General features: G+C 63.6%; 20 protein-coding genes. 14 read left to right on the top strand and 6 right to left on the bottom strand.

The features are described 5' to 3' along the window. Positions 1 to 18 precede the first annotated feature (18 nt). Complete coding sequence (gatC, locus tag O4H53_RS20165; protein ID WP_114275882.1) at positions 19 to 306, bottom strand: Asp-tRNA(Asn)/Glu-tRNA(Gln) amidotransferase subunit GatC; 288 nt, start codon at positions 304 to 306, stop codon at positions 19 to 21. A gap of 161 nt (positions 307 to 467) precedes the next feature. On the opposite strand from gatC, the gene O4H53_RS20170 reads away from it, so the two are divergent. Then, positions 468 to 1,160: a metal-dependent hydrolase gene (locus tag O4H53_RS20170; protein ID WP_269366674.1), complete on the top strand. Its 693-nt coding sequence runs from the start codon at positions 468 to 470 to the stop codon at positions 1,158 to 1,160. Here O4H53_RS20170 and O4H53_RS20175 read toward each other — a convergent pair. Genes O4H53_RS20175 through O4H53_RS20185 form a run of 3 tightly spaced genes read right to left on the bottom strand, consistent with a single transcriptional unit; the run spans position 1,150 to position 2,672 of the window. Then, entirely contained in the window at positions 1,150 to 1,596 is a 447-nt protein-coding gene (locus O4H53_RS20175) for a hypothetical protein (protein WP_269366676.1), read from the bottom strand. The genes O4H53_RS20170 and O4H53_RS20175 overlap by 11 nt on opposite strands. Beyond that, the gene (locus tag O4H53_RS20180; RefSeq protein WP_269366677.1) at positions 1,593 to 2,213 is read right to left on the bottom strand and encodes a DUF5671 domain-containing protein; all 621 of its coding nucleotides are present in this window, start codon (positions 2,211 to 2,213) and stop codon (positions 1,593 to 1,595) included. The genes O4H53_RS20175 and O4H53_RS20180 overlap by 4 nt, the downstream gene beginning before the upstream one ends. Continuing rightward, positions 2,214 to 2,672, bottom strand: coding sequence for a nucleoside deaminase (locus O4H53_RS20185; protein WP_269366679.1), 459 nt, complete (start codon positions 2,670 to 2,672; stop codon positions 2,214 to 2,216). A gap of 62 nt (positions 2,673 to 2,734) precedes the next feature. On the opposite strand from O4H53_RS20185, the gene O4H53_RS20190 reads away from it, so the two are divergent. The 6 genes from O4H53_RS20190 (at position 2,735) to O4H53_RS20215 (ending at position 7,941) form a co-directional block, all read left to right on the top strand. Further along, positions 2,735 to 3,565, top strand: coding sequence for a pseudouridine synthase (locus tag O4H53_RS20190; RefSeq protein ID WP_269366681.1), 831 nt, complete (start codon positions 2,735 to 2,737; stop codon positions 3,563 to 3,565). Between the two features lie 186 nt (positions 3,566 to 3,751). After that, positions 3,752 to 4,570 (top strand): TerC family protein, encoded by an 819-nt coding sequence (locus O4H53_RS20195; protein WP_269366682.1) that lies wholly within the window; start codon positions 3,752 to 3,754, stop codon positions 4,568 to 4,570. A gap of 44 nt (positions 4,571 to 4,614) precedes the next feature. After that, a complete protein-coding gene (locus O4H53_RS20200; protein ID WP_269366684.1) occupies positions 4,615 to 4,845 on the top strand; it encodes a hypothetical protein in 231 nt (76 codons plus the stop codon). 2 nt (positions 4,846 to 4,847) lie between these two features. Then, positions 4,848 to 5,738 (top strand): 5-bromo-4-chloroindolyl phosphate hydrolysis family protein, encoded by an 891-nt coding sequence (locus O4H53_RS20205; RefSeq protein ID WP_269366686.1) that lies wholly within the window; start codon positions 4,848 to 4,850, stop codon positions 5,736 to 5,738. A 39-nt stretch (positions 5,739 to 5,777) separates the two neighbouring features. Beyond that, the gene (locus tag O4H53_RS20210; protein ID WP_269366688.1) at positions 5,778 to 6,974 is read left to right on the top strand and encodes a toxic anion resistance protein; all 1,197 of its coding nucleotides are present in this window, start codon (positions 5,778 to 5,780) and stop codon (positions 6,972 to 6,974) included. Between the two features lie 25 nt (positions 6,975 to 6,999). Further along, positions 7,000 to 7,941 (top strand): DUF2927 domain-containing protein, encoded by a 942-nt coding sequence (locus tag O4H53_RS20215; RefSeq protein ID WP_269366690.1) that lies wholly within the window; start codon positions 7,000 to 7,002, stop codon positions 7,939 to 7,941. Between the two features lie 122 nt (positions 7,942 to 8,063). Here O4H53_RS20215 and O4H53_RS20220 read toward each other — a convergent pair whose 3' ends face one another. After that, on the bottom strand, positions 8,064 to 8,690 hold the full coding sequence (locus tag O4H53_RS20220; protein WP_269366692.1) for a CGNR zinc finger domain-containing protein: 627 nt from the start codon (positions 8,688 to 8,690) through the stop codon (positions 8,064 to 8,066). A gap of 88 nt (positions 8,691 to 8,778) precedes the next feature. Here O4H53_RS20220 and O4H53_RS20225 point away from each other — a divergent pair, with 88 nt between their 5' ends. Next, complete coding sequence (locus O4H53_RS20225; protein WP_269366694.1) at positions 8,779 to 9,594, top strand: alpha/beta fold hydrolase; 816 nt, start codon at positions 8,779 to 8,781, stop codon at positions 9,592 to 9,594. Positions 9,595 to 9,621: 27 nt separating this feature from the next. Here the strand turns inward: O4H53_RS20225 and O4H53_RS20230 are convergent, their stop codons facing one another. Then, positions 9,622 to 10,335, bottom strand: a complete 714-nt coding sequence (locus O4H53_RS20230) for an SDR family oxidoreductase (protein ID WP_269366696.1) — start codon at positions 10,333 to 10,335, stop codon at positions 9,622 to 9,624. Between the two features lie 426 nt (positions 10,336 to 10,761). On the opposite strand from O4H53_RS20230, the gene O4H53_RS20235 reads away from it, so the two are divergent. The 6 genes from O4H53_RS20235 to dtd all read left to right on the top strand — a co-directional run bounded on the left by O4H53_RS20235 (position 10,762) and on the right by dtd (position 15,565). Next, the gene (locus tag O4H53_RS20235; RefSeq protein ID WP_269366698.1) at positions 10,762 to 11,886 is read left to right on the top strand and encodes an SPFH domain-containing protein; all 1,125 of its coding nucleotides are present in this window, start codon (positions 10,762 to 10,764) and stop codon (positions 11,884 to 11,886) included. A gap of 96 nt (positions 11,887 to 11,982) precedes the next feature. Further along, complete coding sequence (locus O4H53_RS20240) at positions 11,983 to 12,471, top strand: cytochrome b (protein ID WP_269366700.1); 489 nt, start codon at positions 11,983 to 11,985, stop codon at positions 12,469 to 12,471. Between the two features lie 252 nt (positions 12,472 to 12,723). Then, positions 12,724 to 13,278: a cytochrome b/b6 domain-containing protein gene (locus tag O4H53_RS20245; RefSeq protein WP_269366702.1), complete on the top strand. Its 555-nt coding sequence runs from the start codon at positions 12,724 to 12,726 to the stop codon at positions 13,276 to 13,278. Positions 13,279 to 13,341: 63 nt separating this feature from the next. Next, positions 13,342 to 14,448 carry a TFIIB-type zinc finger domain-containing protein gene (locus tag O4H53_RS20250; RefSeq protein WP_269366704.1) on the top strand — a complete coding sequence of 369 codons (1,107 nt, stop codon included), beginning with the start codon at positions 13,342 to 13,344 and terminating at the stop codon, positions 14,446 to 14,448. Continuing rightward, entirely contained in the window at positions 14,445 to 15,119 is a 675-nt protein-coding gene (locus O4H53_RS20255; RefSeq protein ID WP_269366706.1) for a nitroreductase, read from the top strand. The genes O4H53_RS20250 and O4H53_RS20255 overlap by 4 nt, the downstream gene beginning before the upstream one ends. Further along, positions 15,119 to 15,565, top strand: coding sequence for a D-aminoacyl-tRNA deacylase (dtd, locus tag O4H53_RS20260; protein WP_269366708.1), 447 nt, complete (start codon positions 15,119 to 15,121; stop codon positions 15,563 to 15,565). Before O4H53_RS20255 ends, dtd begins: the two co-directional genes overlap by 1 nt. The last annotated feature ends 89 nt before the right edge of the window (positions 15,566 to 15,654 follow it).

The following is a 15,654-nucleotide window of genomic DNA, read 5'->3' on the forward strand; positions in this document are numbered from 1 at the left end:
GCGTTTCCCGGACGCCGCTCACTCCACCACCTTCGGCACGGCAAAGAACCCTTCGCGCGCATCGGGCGCGTTTTTCAGCACGTCGTCCTGCAGATCGCCGTCCGTGACCACATCGGCGCGCCGTGTCAGGCGCTGCGGGGTGACCGAGGTCATCGGCTCGACCCCTTCCACATCAACTTCGCTCAATTGTTCGATAAAGCCGAGGATGCCGTTGAAGTCCTGCGCCAGCGCGGGCAGCGCTTCGGGATCGACCTTGATCCGGGCCAGTTTCGCCACGCGTGCGGCGGTGCTCTCGTCAATTGACATGAACGCTCTCCATCTCTTTGCGGCTCATGTACCCTTGCTGCCCTTCCCTCGCAAGGGCGCGGCCCGCCCATCTGCGGCATCGGGTCAAAAATACCTCCCCAAATCCATTTGGCGCGCTAGTCTTGCTGACAAAGCAGACATGAAGACAAAAGGAGAATTGCATGAACATCCTATGGCTGGGCCACGGGTCCTTTCGCATCGAGATCGAAGATCAGGTGATCCTGATCGACCCCTGGCTGACCGGCAATCCCATGATCGAAGAAGCGCAGTATGACGCGGCGCTTGCCGGTGTGACCCAGATCCTGGTCACCCACGGGCATGGCGACCATACCGGCGACCTCGACATGGTGAGCAAGCGGACACAGGCGCCGATGGCCGGGATTTACGAGCTGATGGGCTGGTTCGCGGAAAAAGGCATCGAAAACACCACCGGCTTCGGCAAGGGCGGAACCATCAGCTGCGGCAAGGTTGCCGTCAGCATGGTGCCTGCATCCCATTCTTCCTCGGTCGCGACCGACAGCGGCCCGGTCTACATGGGGTCCGAGACCGGCTTCATCCTCAAGGGCGAAAGCCATGTCATCTATTTCTCGGGCGATACCGGCATCATGGCGGACATGGACTGGATCGGGGATTACTACAAACCCGACATCGGCATCCTGTCGGCGGGGGGCCATTTCACCATGGGCATGGCCGAAACCGCCTATGCCGCCAAACGCTACTTCGATTTCAGGACGGTCATCCCCTGCCACTACCGCACCTTCCCCCTGCTGGAGCAGGATGCAGCGGCGCTGGCCAAAGGCCTGCCCGGTGTCGATGTGATCGAGCCGCAGGTGATGCAGGCGATTACTCTGTAGTCCACTTCAGCGTGGCATCCGGCGCTTCGGCGCCGGTGCCCTGCCCATAGATGACACAGCCCTCGTCCCCCTCAAACACCAATTGGGAATAGCGCCGGTCGGATGCCTCCCGCAGGGCCTCCGTCTGGAAATTCGCGCAGACCTTGAACGCCTGCGGCCCAAGGCGGGTAAAGCGGTAGGGCGCGCCGCTGGCCGGGTCGGTCAGTTCGGGTGCCTGCTCAAAACCCGAGCAATAGCGCGGCGCGTTGCTGCCCTCACTGTCCTCTTCCCGTTCCAGCACACAGCGATGATAATCCCCCAGCGTCCGCAGGTCGGCGGCGCGTTCGTTGTCATAACGCTCCATCCGGGCATAACCCGGACCGCCGGCAACCATGAACCCCGCGATCAGCCCGCCGCCGACAATCGCCAGCAGGACAACAAGCAACAGCCGGTTCACGCCGCATCCCCTTTGCGGATGTCGGCAAGGTAGAACAGAAAGATCAGCCCGGCGATGACAGCGACAACCAGCGCCTTGAGGAAGAACTGCAAGGTGAAATCACCGCTGAGAAAGGCATAGATCACCGCCACGCCATCACCCAGCAGCGCCGCCGCCGACAAGAGCAGCGTCAGATACATCAGCCAGCGCCGGATCGCGGAACGGTAAAGCGCCGGATCATCGGCCAGCTTGCCCCGCTCGCGCAGCGTCAGCCAAAGATAGACCGGTGTTGTCACGATCAGCACCGCCATCGACCAGCGAATGCGGCCGGGCCAGCGGTAGCTGTCGGTATCAAGCCAGAGGTCGATCAGCGCATGGAACAATTGCACAAGATAGACCGCGCCAAAGATCATCACCCCGAAGGTCAGCGCATAGATGAAGAAATCGCGCGCCGAGACCGTCGCCTGCGGGCGCGGCACCGGCGGCGAAAACCGGATCTCGGCCCAGGCATCCAGCGCATCCGCCACTTCCGAAGGGCTCCACCCGCTGTCGGTCAGCGCCTGCGAAATCTCCGCCCGGGTCTTGCCCGATGCCAGCGCATCGCGCACGAAACGCGACAATTGCTTGTTCACGGCCATTCAGTTCCCTTCCCTTTTTTGCGCGAAAAACGCCTTGAGCAATGCTTCGGCGGCAGTGGCATCAATGCCGTCATAGACCTCCGGCACATGATGGCACTGCGCATGGGCAAAGACCCGCGCGCCCTGCGCGACACCGCCCGACTTGGGGTCGGATGCACCATAGTACAACCGCGCAATCCGTGCCGATGCAAGGGCCGCAGCACACATCGCGCAGGGTTCCAGCGTGACATAGAGGTCATGACCCACCAGCCGCTCCGACCCGATCTGCGCACAGGCCGCACGGATCGCCAGAACCTCGGCATGGGCGGTCGGATCATGCAATTCGCGGGTGCGGTTGCCGGCCTGCGCCACGACCTGCCCCGCCCGATCCACGACCACGGCACCCACAGGCACTTCGCCCCGCGCAGCGGCGGCGCGCGCCTCCGTCAATGCCAGATCCATGAAAGAGCGAAACGTCATGACCCACCTTGGCTGCAAAAGCCGCTCTTTCGCAAGCGACGCAAACCCGCTAAGCGGAAGCGATGAACACGTCAACGCCATCCGAACCGCCCAAGGGCGACCGCATCGCCAAGGTGCTTGCCCGCGCAGGCGTCGCCTCGCGCCGTGAAGCCGAACGCATGATCGAGGCCGGCCGGGTCAGCGTGAACGGCGCGCAGATCATGTCCCCCGCCCTGAACGTCACCGCCAGCGACCAGATCACGGTGGATGGCAAGGATGTCTCGGCCCCCGAACCGCCGCGCATGTGGCTCTATCACAAGCCCGTCGGGCTGGTCAGCACCGACCGGGACGAGAAAGACCGCCAGACCATCTATGACGCCCTGCCCGAGGACATGCCGCGGGTGATGTCGGTGGGCCGGCTCGACATCAACTCCGAAGGGCTGCTGCTGTTGACCAATGACGGCGGCATCAAGCGCAAGCTTGAGCTGCCCAGCACCGGCTGGCTGCGCAAGTACCGGGTCCGGGTGAACGGACGCCCGGAAGACAAGACGCTGGAACCGCTGCGCCGCGGGCTGACCATCGACGGCGAACGCTTTCAACCGATGACGGTGACCATTGACCGGCAGCAGGGCGCCAATGCCTGGCTGACCGTAGGCCTGCGCGAAGGCAGGAACCGCGAAATCCGCCGCGCTATGGAGGCGGTGGGCCTGGCCGTGAACCGCCTGATCCGGGTCAGCTATGGCCCGTTTCAGCTGGGCGAGCTGAAAGCCGGAGAGGTCGAGGAGATCCGCCGCAAGATCGTGCGCGATCAACTGGGGCTGGAACTGGTGGATGACAGCGGCACGGCGGCGAAAAAGCCAAGAACCCTGCAGCGCCCGCAGCGGAAGAAACCGAACCGTCCACCGAAGCGCTGACCGGTATTTTTGAAAAGCCTGCCCCCTGCCGCAACCACCCGACCGATTTTTTGAAAAAATCGGACCAGACTTTTTGAAAAGTCTGCCTCCTTCCTGCAACCCGACGGCGAAAATTCCCCGTCACAGGCAATTCACATCCCGCCGCTAAATCCCTAAGACAGCATCGAAACCAGAGCGGGGGACGCCATGACCGATCTTTTGACCATCGAGAACCTGGGCAATCTGCTGGTGCTGTGCTTCCTGCAGGCCGTTCTTGGCTTTGACAACCTTCTCTACATCTCCATCGAAAGCCAGCGCGCGCCCGTCGCCCAGCAGGCGGCCGTCCGCAAATGGGGCATCGTGATCGCCGTGGCCCTGCGCATCGTGCTGCTCTTTGCCATGATACGCCTGATCGACGCCATGGCCGACCCCTTCTTCGTGCTGAACTGGGAGGGTGTGCTGACCGGCGGGGTCAATTTTGCCACGCTGGTCTTTGTCATCGGCGGTGTCTTCATCATCTATACTGCCGTCAAGGAAATCAGCCATATGCTGGCGATCGAACATCTGGGCACGGACCTGGATGCGAAATCCGGCAAATCGGCGGTGCAGGTCGTGATGCTGATCGTCTTCATGAACCTGATTTTCTCTTTTGATTCCGTGCTTTCGGCACTGGCGATCACCGATGTCTTCATCGTTCTGGCCACCGCGATCATCCTGTCCGGCCTGGCCATGCTGCTGCTGGCGGACCGGGTCACCGCCTTTCTGGAAACCAACCGCATGTACGAGGTCCTGGGCCTGTTCATCCTGCTGATCGTGGGCATTGTCCTGCTGGGTGAATCCGGCCAGGCCGCCGCCCATGCCATGCATGACCCCGCCCTCGCCCTGCGCTTCTTCGGATATGAGGTCGTGCCGATGTCGAAAACGACCTTCTATTTCTCGGTCATGGTCCTGGTGGCGGTCGAAGTGATCCAGTCCGGCTATACCCGCAAGCTCAACGCCGAACGCCGCACCGCGGCGCGGCACTAGCAAGGTCAGGGGAAACAGCCTATGTTCGTCGCAGTGAGGTCGGTATGGGCAGATTGTTTCTTTTCGCGCTCGCTGTGGGCGTTATCATTGCCATTGTTGTCATTCTGGCATCAGTCTGGAGCAATACAGTGGATCAGGGCCGCCGCGCCCTCCGGCCTTTCTTTGGCCCGACAGAGGATGGTATGATGGCCCCCAACGGTTTGCAGAAAGTCGCCTATGTCGCGCTGATCGCCCTGCTGCTCGGCACCGCCTCCGGCCTGCTGGGGGGGCTCTGACCATGGCAAAACGCTTTGGCGGCAAATACAGCCCCGACGATGCGCCGGGCAATGCCGCGGCCCCGACACCACGCACAAGGGTCACCGTTGATCCCGTGGGCGGGCGTGCCAACATCCTGTTCGTGCCTCCCGTGGTGTTGCTGGCCACCAGCTTTGGCGGCGGGGCAAGTGGCCTGACCCTGGGCATGATCGGCGCGGGCGTGCTGGCGCTGGGGGCCTGGCTGCTGCGCGAAGGGCTGCGCGCCGAGGCCGCCTTTGCCGAACGCAAGGTCGCGCGCCGTCCGGCCCTGCCGCGCAAGATCTTTGCCGCGGCCGCCGCCGGCCTGGGCACCGCGCTGGCCGTTGCCGCGCACCAGAACGGCCTGTCGGAGATACTGGCGCCCTTGCTCTTTGGCCTCTGCGCCGCCGCGCTGCACCTGGCCGCCTTCGGCATCGACCCGCTGAAATCCAAGGGGATGGAAGGCATCGACACCTTCCAGCAGGACCGCGTGGCCCGGGTGGTGGACGAGGCCGAAAAGACGCTGGCACAGATGACCGACGCCATCGCCCGCGCCGGCGACCGCCGGGCAGAAGCGCAGCTGACCCAGTTTCAGGACGCCGCGCGCACCCTGATCCGCACCGTCGAGGAAGACCCGCGCGACCTGACCGCGGCGCGCAAGTACCTCAGCGTCTATCTGCACGGTGCCCGGGATGCGACCGTGAAATTCGCCGATATCTACGCCCGGACCCGGGACAGCCAGGCACGCGACGACTACCTCGCGCTGCTCACCGACCTGGAACAGAACTTCGCCGCCCGGACCGAGAAATCGCTGCTCGACGACCGCAGCGACCTGACTGTCGAAATTGATGTGCTGCGTGAGCGGCTGTCGCGTGAAGGGGTCCGGCTCAAATGACCTGCGCCCTTCATCCAACCCTTCAAGGAAGCCCTGTATATGTCTGATTCTGTTCGTGAAAAAGCAACTCAATCCCGCAGCATGGTCGAAGAGGTAACCGCCCTCGTCCTGCCCGAACCCGCCGATGCCAACGCGGTAGTCTCGCTGGAAAAGGCAGACAAGCCCCTGGGCGACGAGATCAGATCCCGCATGGCGGAAATCGACATGAGCGACACCCAGTCGATCGTCTCCTTCGGCTCCGCCGCGCAGGCGGAACTGCAAGAGATCAGCCAGGCGATGCTGGCCGATGTGCGCAACAAGGACGTGGGCCCCGCAGGCGACAGCCTGCGCAGCATCGTCAGCACGATCCGGGGCTTTTCGGTCTCTGAACTGGATGTGCGCCGCGACCGCAGCTGGTGGGAAAAACTGCTGGGCCGCGCCGCCCCCTTTGCCAAGTTCACCGCCCAGTTCGAAAAGGTGCAGAGCCAGATCGACCGCATCACCGACAATCTGCTGAGCCATGAGCACACCCTGCTCAAGGACATCAAATCGCTGGACATGCTTTATGAAAAGACGCTCCAGTTCTATGATGAACTGGCGCTTTACATCGCCGCGGGCGAGGCAAAGCTGGCCGAACTCGACAGCACCGTGATCCCGGCCAAGGAAGCGGAGGTGAAAGCCGCCGCCGAGGACGATCAGGTGATGGTCGCCCAGGAGCTGCGCGACATGCGCGCCGCCCGCGACGACCTTGAGCGCCGGGTCCACGACCTGAAACTGACCCGCCAGGTGACCATGCAGTCGCTGCCTTCCATCCGGCTGGTGCAGGAGAACGACAAAAGCCTGGTGACCAAGATCAACTCGACCCTCGTCAACACCGTGCCGCTGTGGGAAACCCAGCTGGCGCAGGCGGTGACCATCCAGCGCTCTGCCGAGGCCGCAGAGGCGGTCCGCGAGGCCAATGACCTGACCAATGAACTGCTGACCTCCAACGCCAGGAACCTGCGCGAATCCAACAAGGTCATCCGCGAGGAAATGGAACGCGGCGTCTTCGACATCGAAGCGGTCAAACAGGCCAACGCCGACCTGATCGGCACCATCGAGGAATCGCTGCAAATCGCCGACGAGGGCAAGGCCAGACGCGCCGCCGCAGAGGTGGAGCTCAAGGAAATGGAAGCCAGGCTGCGCGACACGCTGGCCTCTGCCAAGGCGACCAAGACCGGCCTCGGCGACAGCGCCTCCACCAGCGTGCCGGGATAGAACCACGGTGCGGCGGCGAACCGAAATGCTGAAATGGGGTCTGGCGGGCGTATTGTCCGCCAGCCTGTTGGCTTGCGATGTCGCCGCCCCGGTCGAACCCTCGCTGAAACCACAGTCGCGCCCCGCGCAGGCTGCCGCCGCCGTCCCGCCCCAGGTCGCGCAGCCGACCTCACAGAAAAGTGCGGCGCTGCGCAGCTATCTCAACCAGGTGCAGGTGGCACAGCTCAGCCAGGGGTTGCTGCGCCAGGATGGCGGCGGCCTCGACACGCCCTATACCGCCTCCGTGCTGGCGCGGAACTTTGAACAGATCGCGTTTTTCAACGAATATGACGGCGCCTTTACCGGCCGTGGCGGGGCCAGCCCCCTGCGCCGCTGGGCGGGCCCCGTGCGGATGGAAGTGATCTTTGGCGACAGCGTGCCACCCTCCCAGCGCAAGACCGACACGGAAGATGTCCGCAGCTACGCCCGGCGTCTGGCGCAGGTCACCGGCCATCCGGTCTCCACCGGCGGGCGGCCCAACTTTCTGGTTGTCATCGCGTCGGAAGACGACCGCGCCGCGACCCTGGCCTCGATCTCCAGGCTTTTGCCCGGCATTTCGGCCAACAGCCTGCGCGCCCTGCGCGACATGCGCCGCGACACCTATTGCGCTGTCGCCGCCTATGCCGCAGGCCCCTCGGCCAATACCTATACGGCGGCGGTCGCGGTGATCCGCTCAGAAAACCCCGATCTGCTGCGGCTCAGCTGCATTCACGAGGAACTGGCCCAGGGCATGGGGCTGGCCAACGACAGCCCCGCCGCGCGCCCGTCGATCTTCAACGATGACGATGAATTTGCCCTGCTGACCCGTCATGACGAGTTGCTGCTGAAGATGCTCTACGATCCGCGCCTGCAGATCGGCATGAACGCGGCAGAGGCGCAACCCATCGTGCGCGAAATCGCCGAGGAACTGGCAGGCGGGCCGGTCTAGGGACATTTCTAGGGACATTCCGGCCAGGGACACTGCCCTTCCCTTGATCTGGGCCCGCGCCCAAAACACCCCATCAGTCGCACCAAAGGTGCGCCACAGAAAATCTGGCGCGCCAATGACAGCTAGGCGTGGCTCGCTTTCTGCCGCTTGTAGTATCGCGCCGACTTCGCGCGGCTTCCGCATGCTGCCATGCTGCACCACCGGCGCGCGCGTCCACGTCCGCGATCAATGAACAGCCAGGAACACCGATCACAGTTTCTCATCCGGGGCAGATCATCGCTTCGCAGCAGATCCTCGGTTGCAAGTGCGATCCGTTTCAACGGAAGCGCCATGTCGGTCTCGATGACGGGCGCACTCCAGGCATAGCTCTGGGTCCCCTTTTCGAGCCGCGCATCAAGCAGCGCGTCGCGAAGGACCTGCATCACCTGGCGGCGCTCTGGTTCCGGCCATATCTCCCCCGCCTGTTCCGCCATCAGGCAGGCATGCAGGGCTTCACGAAACGCCACCACCGCTGCCAAGGCCGCACCGGCCCCAGCCGGATCATTCAGACCGAGGTTCCGCAAACCTGCCGCCTCGCCCGGGAAAAGCACTTTCGCAGCAACCGCCCAGTTCAGAAACGCGCCATAATCCGTCAGCCGCTCGACACTGCGTTCCTTGCTTCGGCCAGCCACCGTGTTGACGAAATCAAGAACCGGATGACCTCCGACCAAATCGCCCTTTGTCCACGCGCTCTGATCCCATTCGCTCATTCCTCACCATAAAATATAAACTTGACGGTGTGAATAGCTTTGCTATCTCACCCACAAAGTAAATTAGAAGGTAAGATTGGAGGGCGCGATGGCTGGCTGGCACCTGGATGAACGTTACGAAACCTCGGCCGGTACGGTCGCAGCGGGCCAGGCAGGCGACGGACCGGACCTGGTTCTTGCCCACGGCTGGCCCTGGTCCTCCTTTGCCTGGCATCGTGTGATCCCGGCGCTGGCACAGGACTTTCGCCTGCATTGGTATGACATGCCGGGCTATGGGAAATCCGCGAAAAGCGCGGATCAGCGGACATCGCTCGACGTGCAGGGCGAGGTCTTTGTCGAAATGATGGATCATTGGGGGCTGTCCCGCCCCCGCGTGGTCGCACATGATTTCGGCGGTGCGACAACGCTGCGGGCGCATCTGCTGCAGGGATACGACTTTGAACGCTACATGCTGATGAACGTCGTTGCGATGCGCCCCTGGGGATCGGCGTTTTTCGATCACATGGGCCAACATGCCGATGCCTTCCAGGGATTGCCCGCCCATATCCATCGCGCAATCGTGCAGGCCTATATCGAGGGTGCCCTTGTCACCGGGATTGCCGCAGAAGACCTTGAGAATCTTGTTGCCCCCTGGTTGACCGAAGACGGGTCATCCAGCTTTTATCGCCAGTTCGCCCAGGCCGATGAAAAATATACCGCAGAGGTCGAACCGCATTTCGGCAAGCTCCGATGCCCGGCAAAGATCATTTGGGGTGACGCAGACCCCTGGATTCCCCTGGCGCGCGGCATGGCCCTGCACAGGCTGATGCCCGGGGCGGCATTTGCCACGATGCCGGGCATTGGCCATCTGCCACAACTCGAAGCGCCGGAAGCGGTTGTCGATCAAATCAGAAAGTTCTTCTGACCAATGCCGCTCAGACGCGATGCCGGGTTATTGGATCACCAATGAACTTATGGCGACCTTGCGCGGCTGGTTCAGTATGAAGAGGATCGCCTTGACGACCTCGCGACTGCACAGGGTGTGGTCCGGTGCCAATGTGTCCCAATCCGGGTCCAGGGGCGACTTGTCGTCAAAATCTCCCGGAAAGACCGACGTCACCCGGACGTTGGTATGCTCAAGCTCCTGCGCCAGACCGTGAACAAACCCTGCCTGCGCTGATTTTGCAGCCGCAAAAGGAACCGATGCCCCGTCAAGCGGCCGATTGGGCAGGCCATTGGTCGACACCACGGTATGGATATCTGCATGTTCTCTTGCCCTCAGCTGCGGCAACAGGTGACGCGTCAGGATCAGCGCCCCGATCGCGGCCGAGGCGATGCAGGCCTGAATGTCGATGTCCGAGACCTCTCCCATCGGCCCCGACAGCCACATGGCACCATTGTGAATGAGCCCATCCAGATCCTTGTGCTCTGCCGCCAGTCGCGCCCCGGCCTCTGTCGCACTGTCGCTGCTCGCCAGGTCACAGGTCATCGTGACGACCTGTTGGCCTGTCTCCTCAAGGATGGCGCTGGCAACATCCTCAAGGGCCGCGCTGCTGCGCGCCAGCAGGACAAGCCGCGCCCCGGACCGGGCCATTTCAATTGCCAATGCAGCACCCAGCCCGCGACTTGCACCGGTGATGGCAAATTTCCGATTTGAGAGGTTCATGTTCTTCACCTTGTTCACGCGTCTGCGGGTTCGATTGATGTCACCCTAAAAGTTCAAGCTAACTTGAGGGCAAGCATTAATATGCCCGGCAACTATTTCCGCCTTGCCAACGCTCCTGCGGGCGACGGTCGGCCGTCCCTGACACGCCCCGTCCATTTTCCTTGTCCAAGGGGATCGTTTTGCCGTGGAGCGGAACACTTTCTTAACGCAACAGGCCGCCCGGCGCATTCACATCTGCACGCAACAGGCGATTGCGCATCTGCCGGTGCACGCATCCTGTACACCCCGAGCACGGGTTGTGCCCCTACTCGCCCAACAAAACAGGGCTGTCGACCATTCTGCCAGGGGGCGGGACCGCCGCGCACCTTGATAACCCCTGCCCCGCGCCATATCCTTGTGCTGACATCCACTCCAAGGACTGACATCATGGGCATTCTCGACTTCCTCTCAGGGCAATTCATCGACGTCATCCACTGGACCGACGACACCCGCGACACCATGGTCTGGCGGTTTGAGCGGGAGGGCCATGAGATCAAGTATGGTGCCAAGCTGACAGTCCGCGAGGGACAGGCCGCCGTCTTTGTCCACGAGGGCCAGCTGGCCGATGTGTTCACCCCCGGTCTCTATATGCTCGAAACCAACAACATGCCGATCATGACCAGCCTTCAGCACTGGGATCATGGCTTCAAAAGCCCATTCAAATCAGAGATTTACTTTGTAAACACCACCCGTTTCAACGACCTGAAATGGGGCACCAAGAACCCGATCATCCTGCGCGATCCCGAATTCGGCCCGGTCCGCCTGCGCGCCTTCGGCACCTATTCGGTGCGGGTCAGCGACCCGGCCAGGTTCCTGACCGAGATTGTCGGCACCGATGGTGAGTTCACCATGGACGAGATCAGCTTCCAGATCCGCAACATCATCGTGCAGGAATTCTCCCGCACCATCGCCCAGTCCAAGATCCCCGTGCTGGACATGGCCGCCAATACCCGCGAGCTGGGCAAGCTGGTCAGCACCGAAATCTCGGCCACCGTCGCCGAATACGGGCTGACCATCCCCGAGCTCTACATCGAAAACATCTCCCTCCCCCCCGCCGTGGAAGAGGTCATGGACAAGCGCTCCTCCATGGGCGTGATCGGCGATCTGAACCGCTATACGCAGTTCCAGGCGGCCGAGGCATTGGGCCGCGAGGGCGGCGCAAGCGATGCAATGCAGGCGGGTCTGGGCGCGGGTCTGGGCATGCAGATCGGCCAGCAGGCCGCAGCAAGTGCAGGACCATGGGGCACCCGCCCCGCCGGCACAGCGGCACCGGCAGGCATGGCCCCGCCCCCGCCGCCACCGGTGGAACATGTCTGGCACATCGCCGAAGGCGGCGAGACCAGCGGCCCCTACTCCAAGGCGCGCCTGGGGCGCATGGTGACCGAAGGCAAGCTGACCCGCGAAACCCATGTCTGGACCCCCGGTCAGGACGGCTGGCGGCGGGCCGAGGATGTGACCGAACTGGCGCAATTGTTCACGGTTCTGCCACCGCCCCCGCCGCCCGGGGCCTGAGCCGACGGGCAAAAGTAACTGCTGCACGTGCAGGGAAAAGCGGCGTGCGGGCCTGTGACACAGGACCACCTGTCGGAAAACATCAGAACCACAGTCATGGCCACCAGATCCGCCTACTCCGGCTTTCAGATCACGCTGCATTGGCTGATCGCCATCCTCATCGCCGCCGCATGGTTCCTGGGCGACGGCATGGGCCGTGTCCTCGATCAGCGGATCGCGGCGGGCACCACCGGGATCGAGGGCAACACGCTGCACGTCTGGACCGGCGGCGCGGTCTTCCTGCTGGTGCTGATCCGGCTCGTGGTGCGGATGGCCTCCGGGGTGCCCGACCCGGTCGCGGGGAACCCGGACTGGCAGGACCGGGCCGCGCTCTGGGGGCATCGGGCGCTCTATCTCTTCATGATCCTGGTGCCCGCCCTCGGCGCTGCCGCCTGGTACGGCCATGTAAAGCCCGCGGCGGAAGCCCATGAAATCGCCGTGAACCTCCTGGTGATCCTGATCGGCGGCCATACACTCATGGCGCTATATCACCACTACGTGGTTCGCGACGGCACGCTGCGCCGCATGCTGCCCTTCCTGCGGTGATCCTGCAGGTTGCAGGTTTTTCCATCGGGCGCGCCGGTTTTCACCGATGACGACAGGCCGGGAAAGGGCCGGCCCTGCCGAGCCTGAGCAACCGGGAGGCACCGGTCGAAACTTTCGGCGGCTCCTGGCCGTGGCTGTACGAGAATGCTCAGAGGTCTTCATATCCATCCGGCGCTGATTGCACCGGCCTGCCTGCGTCGCCACGCAGGGCACGGGCGCCCCTGTGCCACCGCGCTTTGGCGGCTCTGAACGATGCGACGCGCCCTGAAAGACCGCCTGCCGACCCGGCGCAGCGCATTGAAAGAGATGCATTGGGCGATGGTGCCGATGCTGATCTGGTTCCTTCTTGTCACCCCGGACGATGTGCTGCCCTTCGGGCCAACCGCCTTCCAGGCCCATTCGGCGCTGGCGCTGGTCTTTGTCACGCTCTGCCTGTGGTGGACGGCGGACTACCTGCGGCGCGGTCTGGCCAGCCGTCCGGGGCCAAAGCTGCCGCCCTGGGGGCGGCTGATGCATCAATGGATGCACAAGGTGTTGATCTGGGGCCTCTTCGGGGTCGCGGTCACGGGGTTCCTGCTGGGGCTGACCTCTGCCACCCTGCTGAAGGCGGGCGGCGTGCTGCCGATCGCGCCGCCGCTGGGCCTGAGACGTGCCAATGACATCATCGGGCAGATCCACATTTACGAGTTCTACCTGCTGGCCGCGATTGCGGCGGGTCATGCGGGGTTTCACATCTGGCGGCACCTGCGCCTGCGCGACAACGCCCTGCGCATCATGGTCCCCCGCGCCCTGCACCGGTTTTTGTGAACAGCGTCTGGAAGCCCCCGCGCATCGGCGCTAACCTGCGCCAAAGACTGCACCGGAGCCCGCATGGAAGACGACCCGATATCAGCCCCCGAGGCCGAACACCGCTTTCCCTGTGACAGCTGCGGGTCCGACCTGCGCTATGATCCCGGTGCCGGACAGCTGATCTGCGATCACTGCGGCAACGAACAGCCCCTGGGCGGGGGCGGCGCAAAGGTCAGGCCGATTGCCGAACTGGACCTCGAAGCCGGATTTGCCGCGGCGCTGGGTGCGGGCGAGATGCAGGAAACCCGCGTCACCAATTGCCCGAACTGTGCCGCACAGGTCGAATTCGAAGGGCCGGACCACGCCACCGAATGCCCCTTCTGCGCCACCCCCGTGGTGGTGGACACCGGCGTCACCCGCCAGATCAAGCCCCGCGGCGTGCTGCCCTTTGCGCTGGACGAGGCGACGGCCCGCGACGCCATGTCGGCCTGGCTGGGCCGGCTGTGGTTTGCCCCTGGCGGATTGCAGGAATACGCCCGCAAGGGCCGCCGGATGCAGGGCATCTATGTGCCCTACTGGACCTATGACGCCGATACGAAATCCTCCTACAAGGGTGAGCGCGGCACGGTCTATTACGAGACACACACCGTCATGCGCGATGGCAAAAAGGTGCAGGAACAGGTCGCCAAGGTGCGCTGGCAGCCTGCCTCGGGCCGGGTGAAACGGTTCTTCGACGATGTGCTGGTTCTGGCCTCCACCTCGCTTCCCAAGCGCTATACCGATGCGCTGGAGCCCTGGGATCTGGCCGCGCTGGAACCCTATGCGCCGGAATACCTGGCCGGCTTCCGGGCCGAAGCCTATGCGGTATCGCTGCAGGACGGTTTCGTGCAGGCGCGTGACCATATGGACCGGGTGATCGAACGCGATGTGCGCTTTGACATCGGAGGTGACAGGCAGCGCATCCACGGGATCGAGACCCAGCTTGGCAACCTGACCTTCAAGCACATCCTGCTGCCGGTCTGGCTGGCGGCCTACAAGTACCGGGGCAAGACCTATCGCTTCGTGGTGAACGGCCGCACCGGCCGGGTGCAGGGCGAACGGCCCTATTCGGCGATCAAGATCGCGATTGCGGTTGTTCTTGGCCTGATCGCCGCGGCAATCATCGGATATCTGGCAGCACAGCAATGACCCAATATGACACTTTGACCGCCATCCTGCGGGCCCGCTATTCCTGCCGTGCCTTCCGCCCCGATCCGGTGCCGGATGAGACCATCGAACAGATCGTCACCGCTGCGCGGCACGTGCCGTCCTGGTGCAATGCCCAGCCCTGGCAGGTCAGCGTGACGCGCGGTGCGGCGACCGACCGCTTTCGCGACGCGCTGAGCAGGGCGGCTGCCGAAGGTACACCACCCGCGCCCGATCTTGACTGGCCCAAGGGCTATTCCGGCGCCTATGCCGAACGCCGCCGCACCTGCGGGTTCCAGCTTTATGACGCGCTGGGGATCGAGAAATCGGACCGCAAGGCGCGGATGGCACAGATGCTGCGCAACTATGCGCTGTTCGATGCGCCCCATGTGGCGATCATCCATTCCCCGGATGAACTGGGGGCCTATGGGGCGATGGACACCGGCGGCTTTGTCACCGCCTTTACCCTTGCGGCAACGGCCCTGGGTGTGGCCACCATCCCGCAGGCCGCCATTGCGGCCTATGCGCCCTTGGTCAAGGAGCTGCTGGGGATCGGTGCCGACCGTCTGGTGCTCTGCGCGATTTCCTTCGGCTATGCGGATGAGGATGCGCCTGCGAACCGGTTCCGCACCGAACGGGCCACGCCCGCCGATATCATCGACTGGCAGGACTGATGCGCGCGCTGTTGCAACGGGTGAGCCAGGCCTCCGTTTCCGTGGGTGGCGCGACAGTCGGTGAGATCGAGGCGGGTCTGCTGATCCTGGTCTGCGCCATGCCGGAGGATACCGAAGCCAGCGCCGAAGCGCTGGCGCTGAAAATCTCCAAGCTGCGGCTGTTCAAGGACGCGGCGGGCAAGATGAACCTCAGCCTGCTCCAGACCGGCGGGGCGGCACTGGTGGTCAGCCAGTTCACCCTTGCCGCGGATACCTCGCGGGGGACGCGGCCCGGATTTTCCTATGCTGCCAAACCTGATCAGGCCCGCGCGCTATATGAGCATTTCGTGGGCTGCTTTCAGGGTCTGGGCATCACGACGCAGACCGGCGCATTCGGGGCGGATATGTCGGTGGCACTGGTGAATGACGGGCCGGTCACGATCTGGCTGGACACGCAGGCAGCTTGATCGGGCGGGGCCTGGAAGCTCCGCGGATATTGACATGAGGATACCTCATCGGCTCTCGGCGTGATGCCAGCGGGCCGCCGTTCTGTGCC

It is taken from the genome of Sulfitobacter sp. G21635-S1, from assembly GCF_027213915.1.
GTDB lineage: Bacteria > Pseudomonadota > Alphaproteobacteria > Rhodobacterales > Rhodobacteraceae > Sulfitobacter.

Coding starts and splice junctions, on each gene's coding strand:
- O4H53_RS20190 (WP_269366681.1), top strand. CDS start 2,735: ATGAACACGTCAACGCCATCCGAACCGCCCAAGGGCGACCGCATCGCC.
- O4H53_RS20240 (WP_269366700.1), top strand. CDS start 11,983: ATGGCCACCAGATCCGCCTACTCCGGCTTTCAGATCACGCTGCATTGG.
- O4H53_RS20225 (WP_269366694.1), top strand. CDS start 8,779: ATGGCTGGCTGGCACCTGGATGAACGTTACGAAACCTCGGCCGGTACG.
- O4H53_RS20235 (WP_269366698.1), top strand. CDS start 10,762: ATGGGCATTCTCGACTTCCTCTCAGGGCAATTCATCGACGTCATCCAC.
- O4H53_RS20170 (WP_269366674.1), top strand. CDS start 468: ATGAACATCCTATGGCTGGGCCACGGGTCCTTTCGCATCGAGATCGAA.
- O4H53_RS20200 (WP_269366684.1), top strand. CDS start 4,615: ATGGGCAGATTGTTTCTTTTCGCGCTCGCTGTGGGCGTTATCATTGCC.
- gatC (WP_114275882.1), bottom strand. CDS start 306: ATGTCAATTGACGAGAGCACCGCCGCACGCGTGGCGAAACTGGCCCGG.
- O4H53_RS20185 (WP_269366679.1), bottom strand. CDS start 2,672: ATGACGTTTCGCTCTTTCATGGATCTGGCATTGACGGAGGCGCGCGCC.
- O4H53_RS20205 (WP_269366686.1), top strand. CDS start 4,848: ATGGCAAAACGCTTTGGCGGCAAATACAGCCCCGACGATGCGCCGGGC.
- O4H53_RS20215 (WP_269366690.1), top strand. CDS start 7,000: ATGCTGAAATGGGGTCTGGCGGGCGTATTGTCCGCCAGCCTGTTGGCT.
- O4H53_RS20195 (WP_269366682.1), top strand. CDS start 3,752: ATGACCGATCTTTTGACCATCGAGAACCTGGGCAATCTGCTGGTGCTG.
- dtd (WP_269366708.1), top strand. CDS start 15,119: ATGCGCGCGCTGTTGCAACGGGTGAGCCAGGCCTCCGTTTCCGTGGGT.
- O4H53_RS20180 (WP_269366677.1), bottom strand. CDS start 2,213: ATGGCCGTGAACAAGCAATTGTCGCGTTTCGTGCGCGATGCGCTGGCA.
- O4H53_RS20230 (WP_269366696.1), bottom strand. CDS start 10,335: ATGAACCTCTCAAATCGGAAATTTGCCATCACCGGTGCAAGTCGCGGG.
- O4H53_RS20250 (WP_269366704.1), top strand. CDS start 13,342: ATGGAAGACGACCCGATATCAGCCCCCGAGGCCGAACACCGCTTTCCC.
- O4H53_RS20255 (WP_269366706.1), top strand. CDS start 14,445: ATGACCCAATATGACACTTTGACCGCCATCCTGCGGGCCCGCTATTCC.
- O4H53_RS20210 (WP_269366688.1), top strand. CDS start 5,778: ATGTCTGATTCTGTTCGTGAAAAAGCAACTCAATCCCGCAGCATGGTC.
- O4H53_RS20220 (WP_269366692.1), bottom strand. CDS start 8,690: ATGAGCGAATGGGATCAGAGCGCGTGGACAAAGGGCGATTTGGTCGGA.
- O4H53_RS20245 (WP_269366702.1), top strand. CDS start 12,724: ATGCGACGCGCCCTGAAAGACCGCCTGCCGACCCGGCGCAGCGCATTG.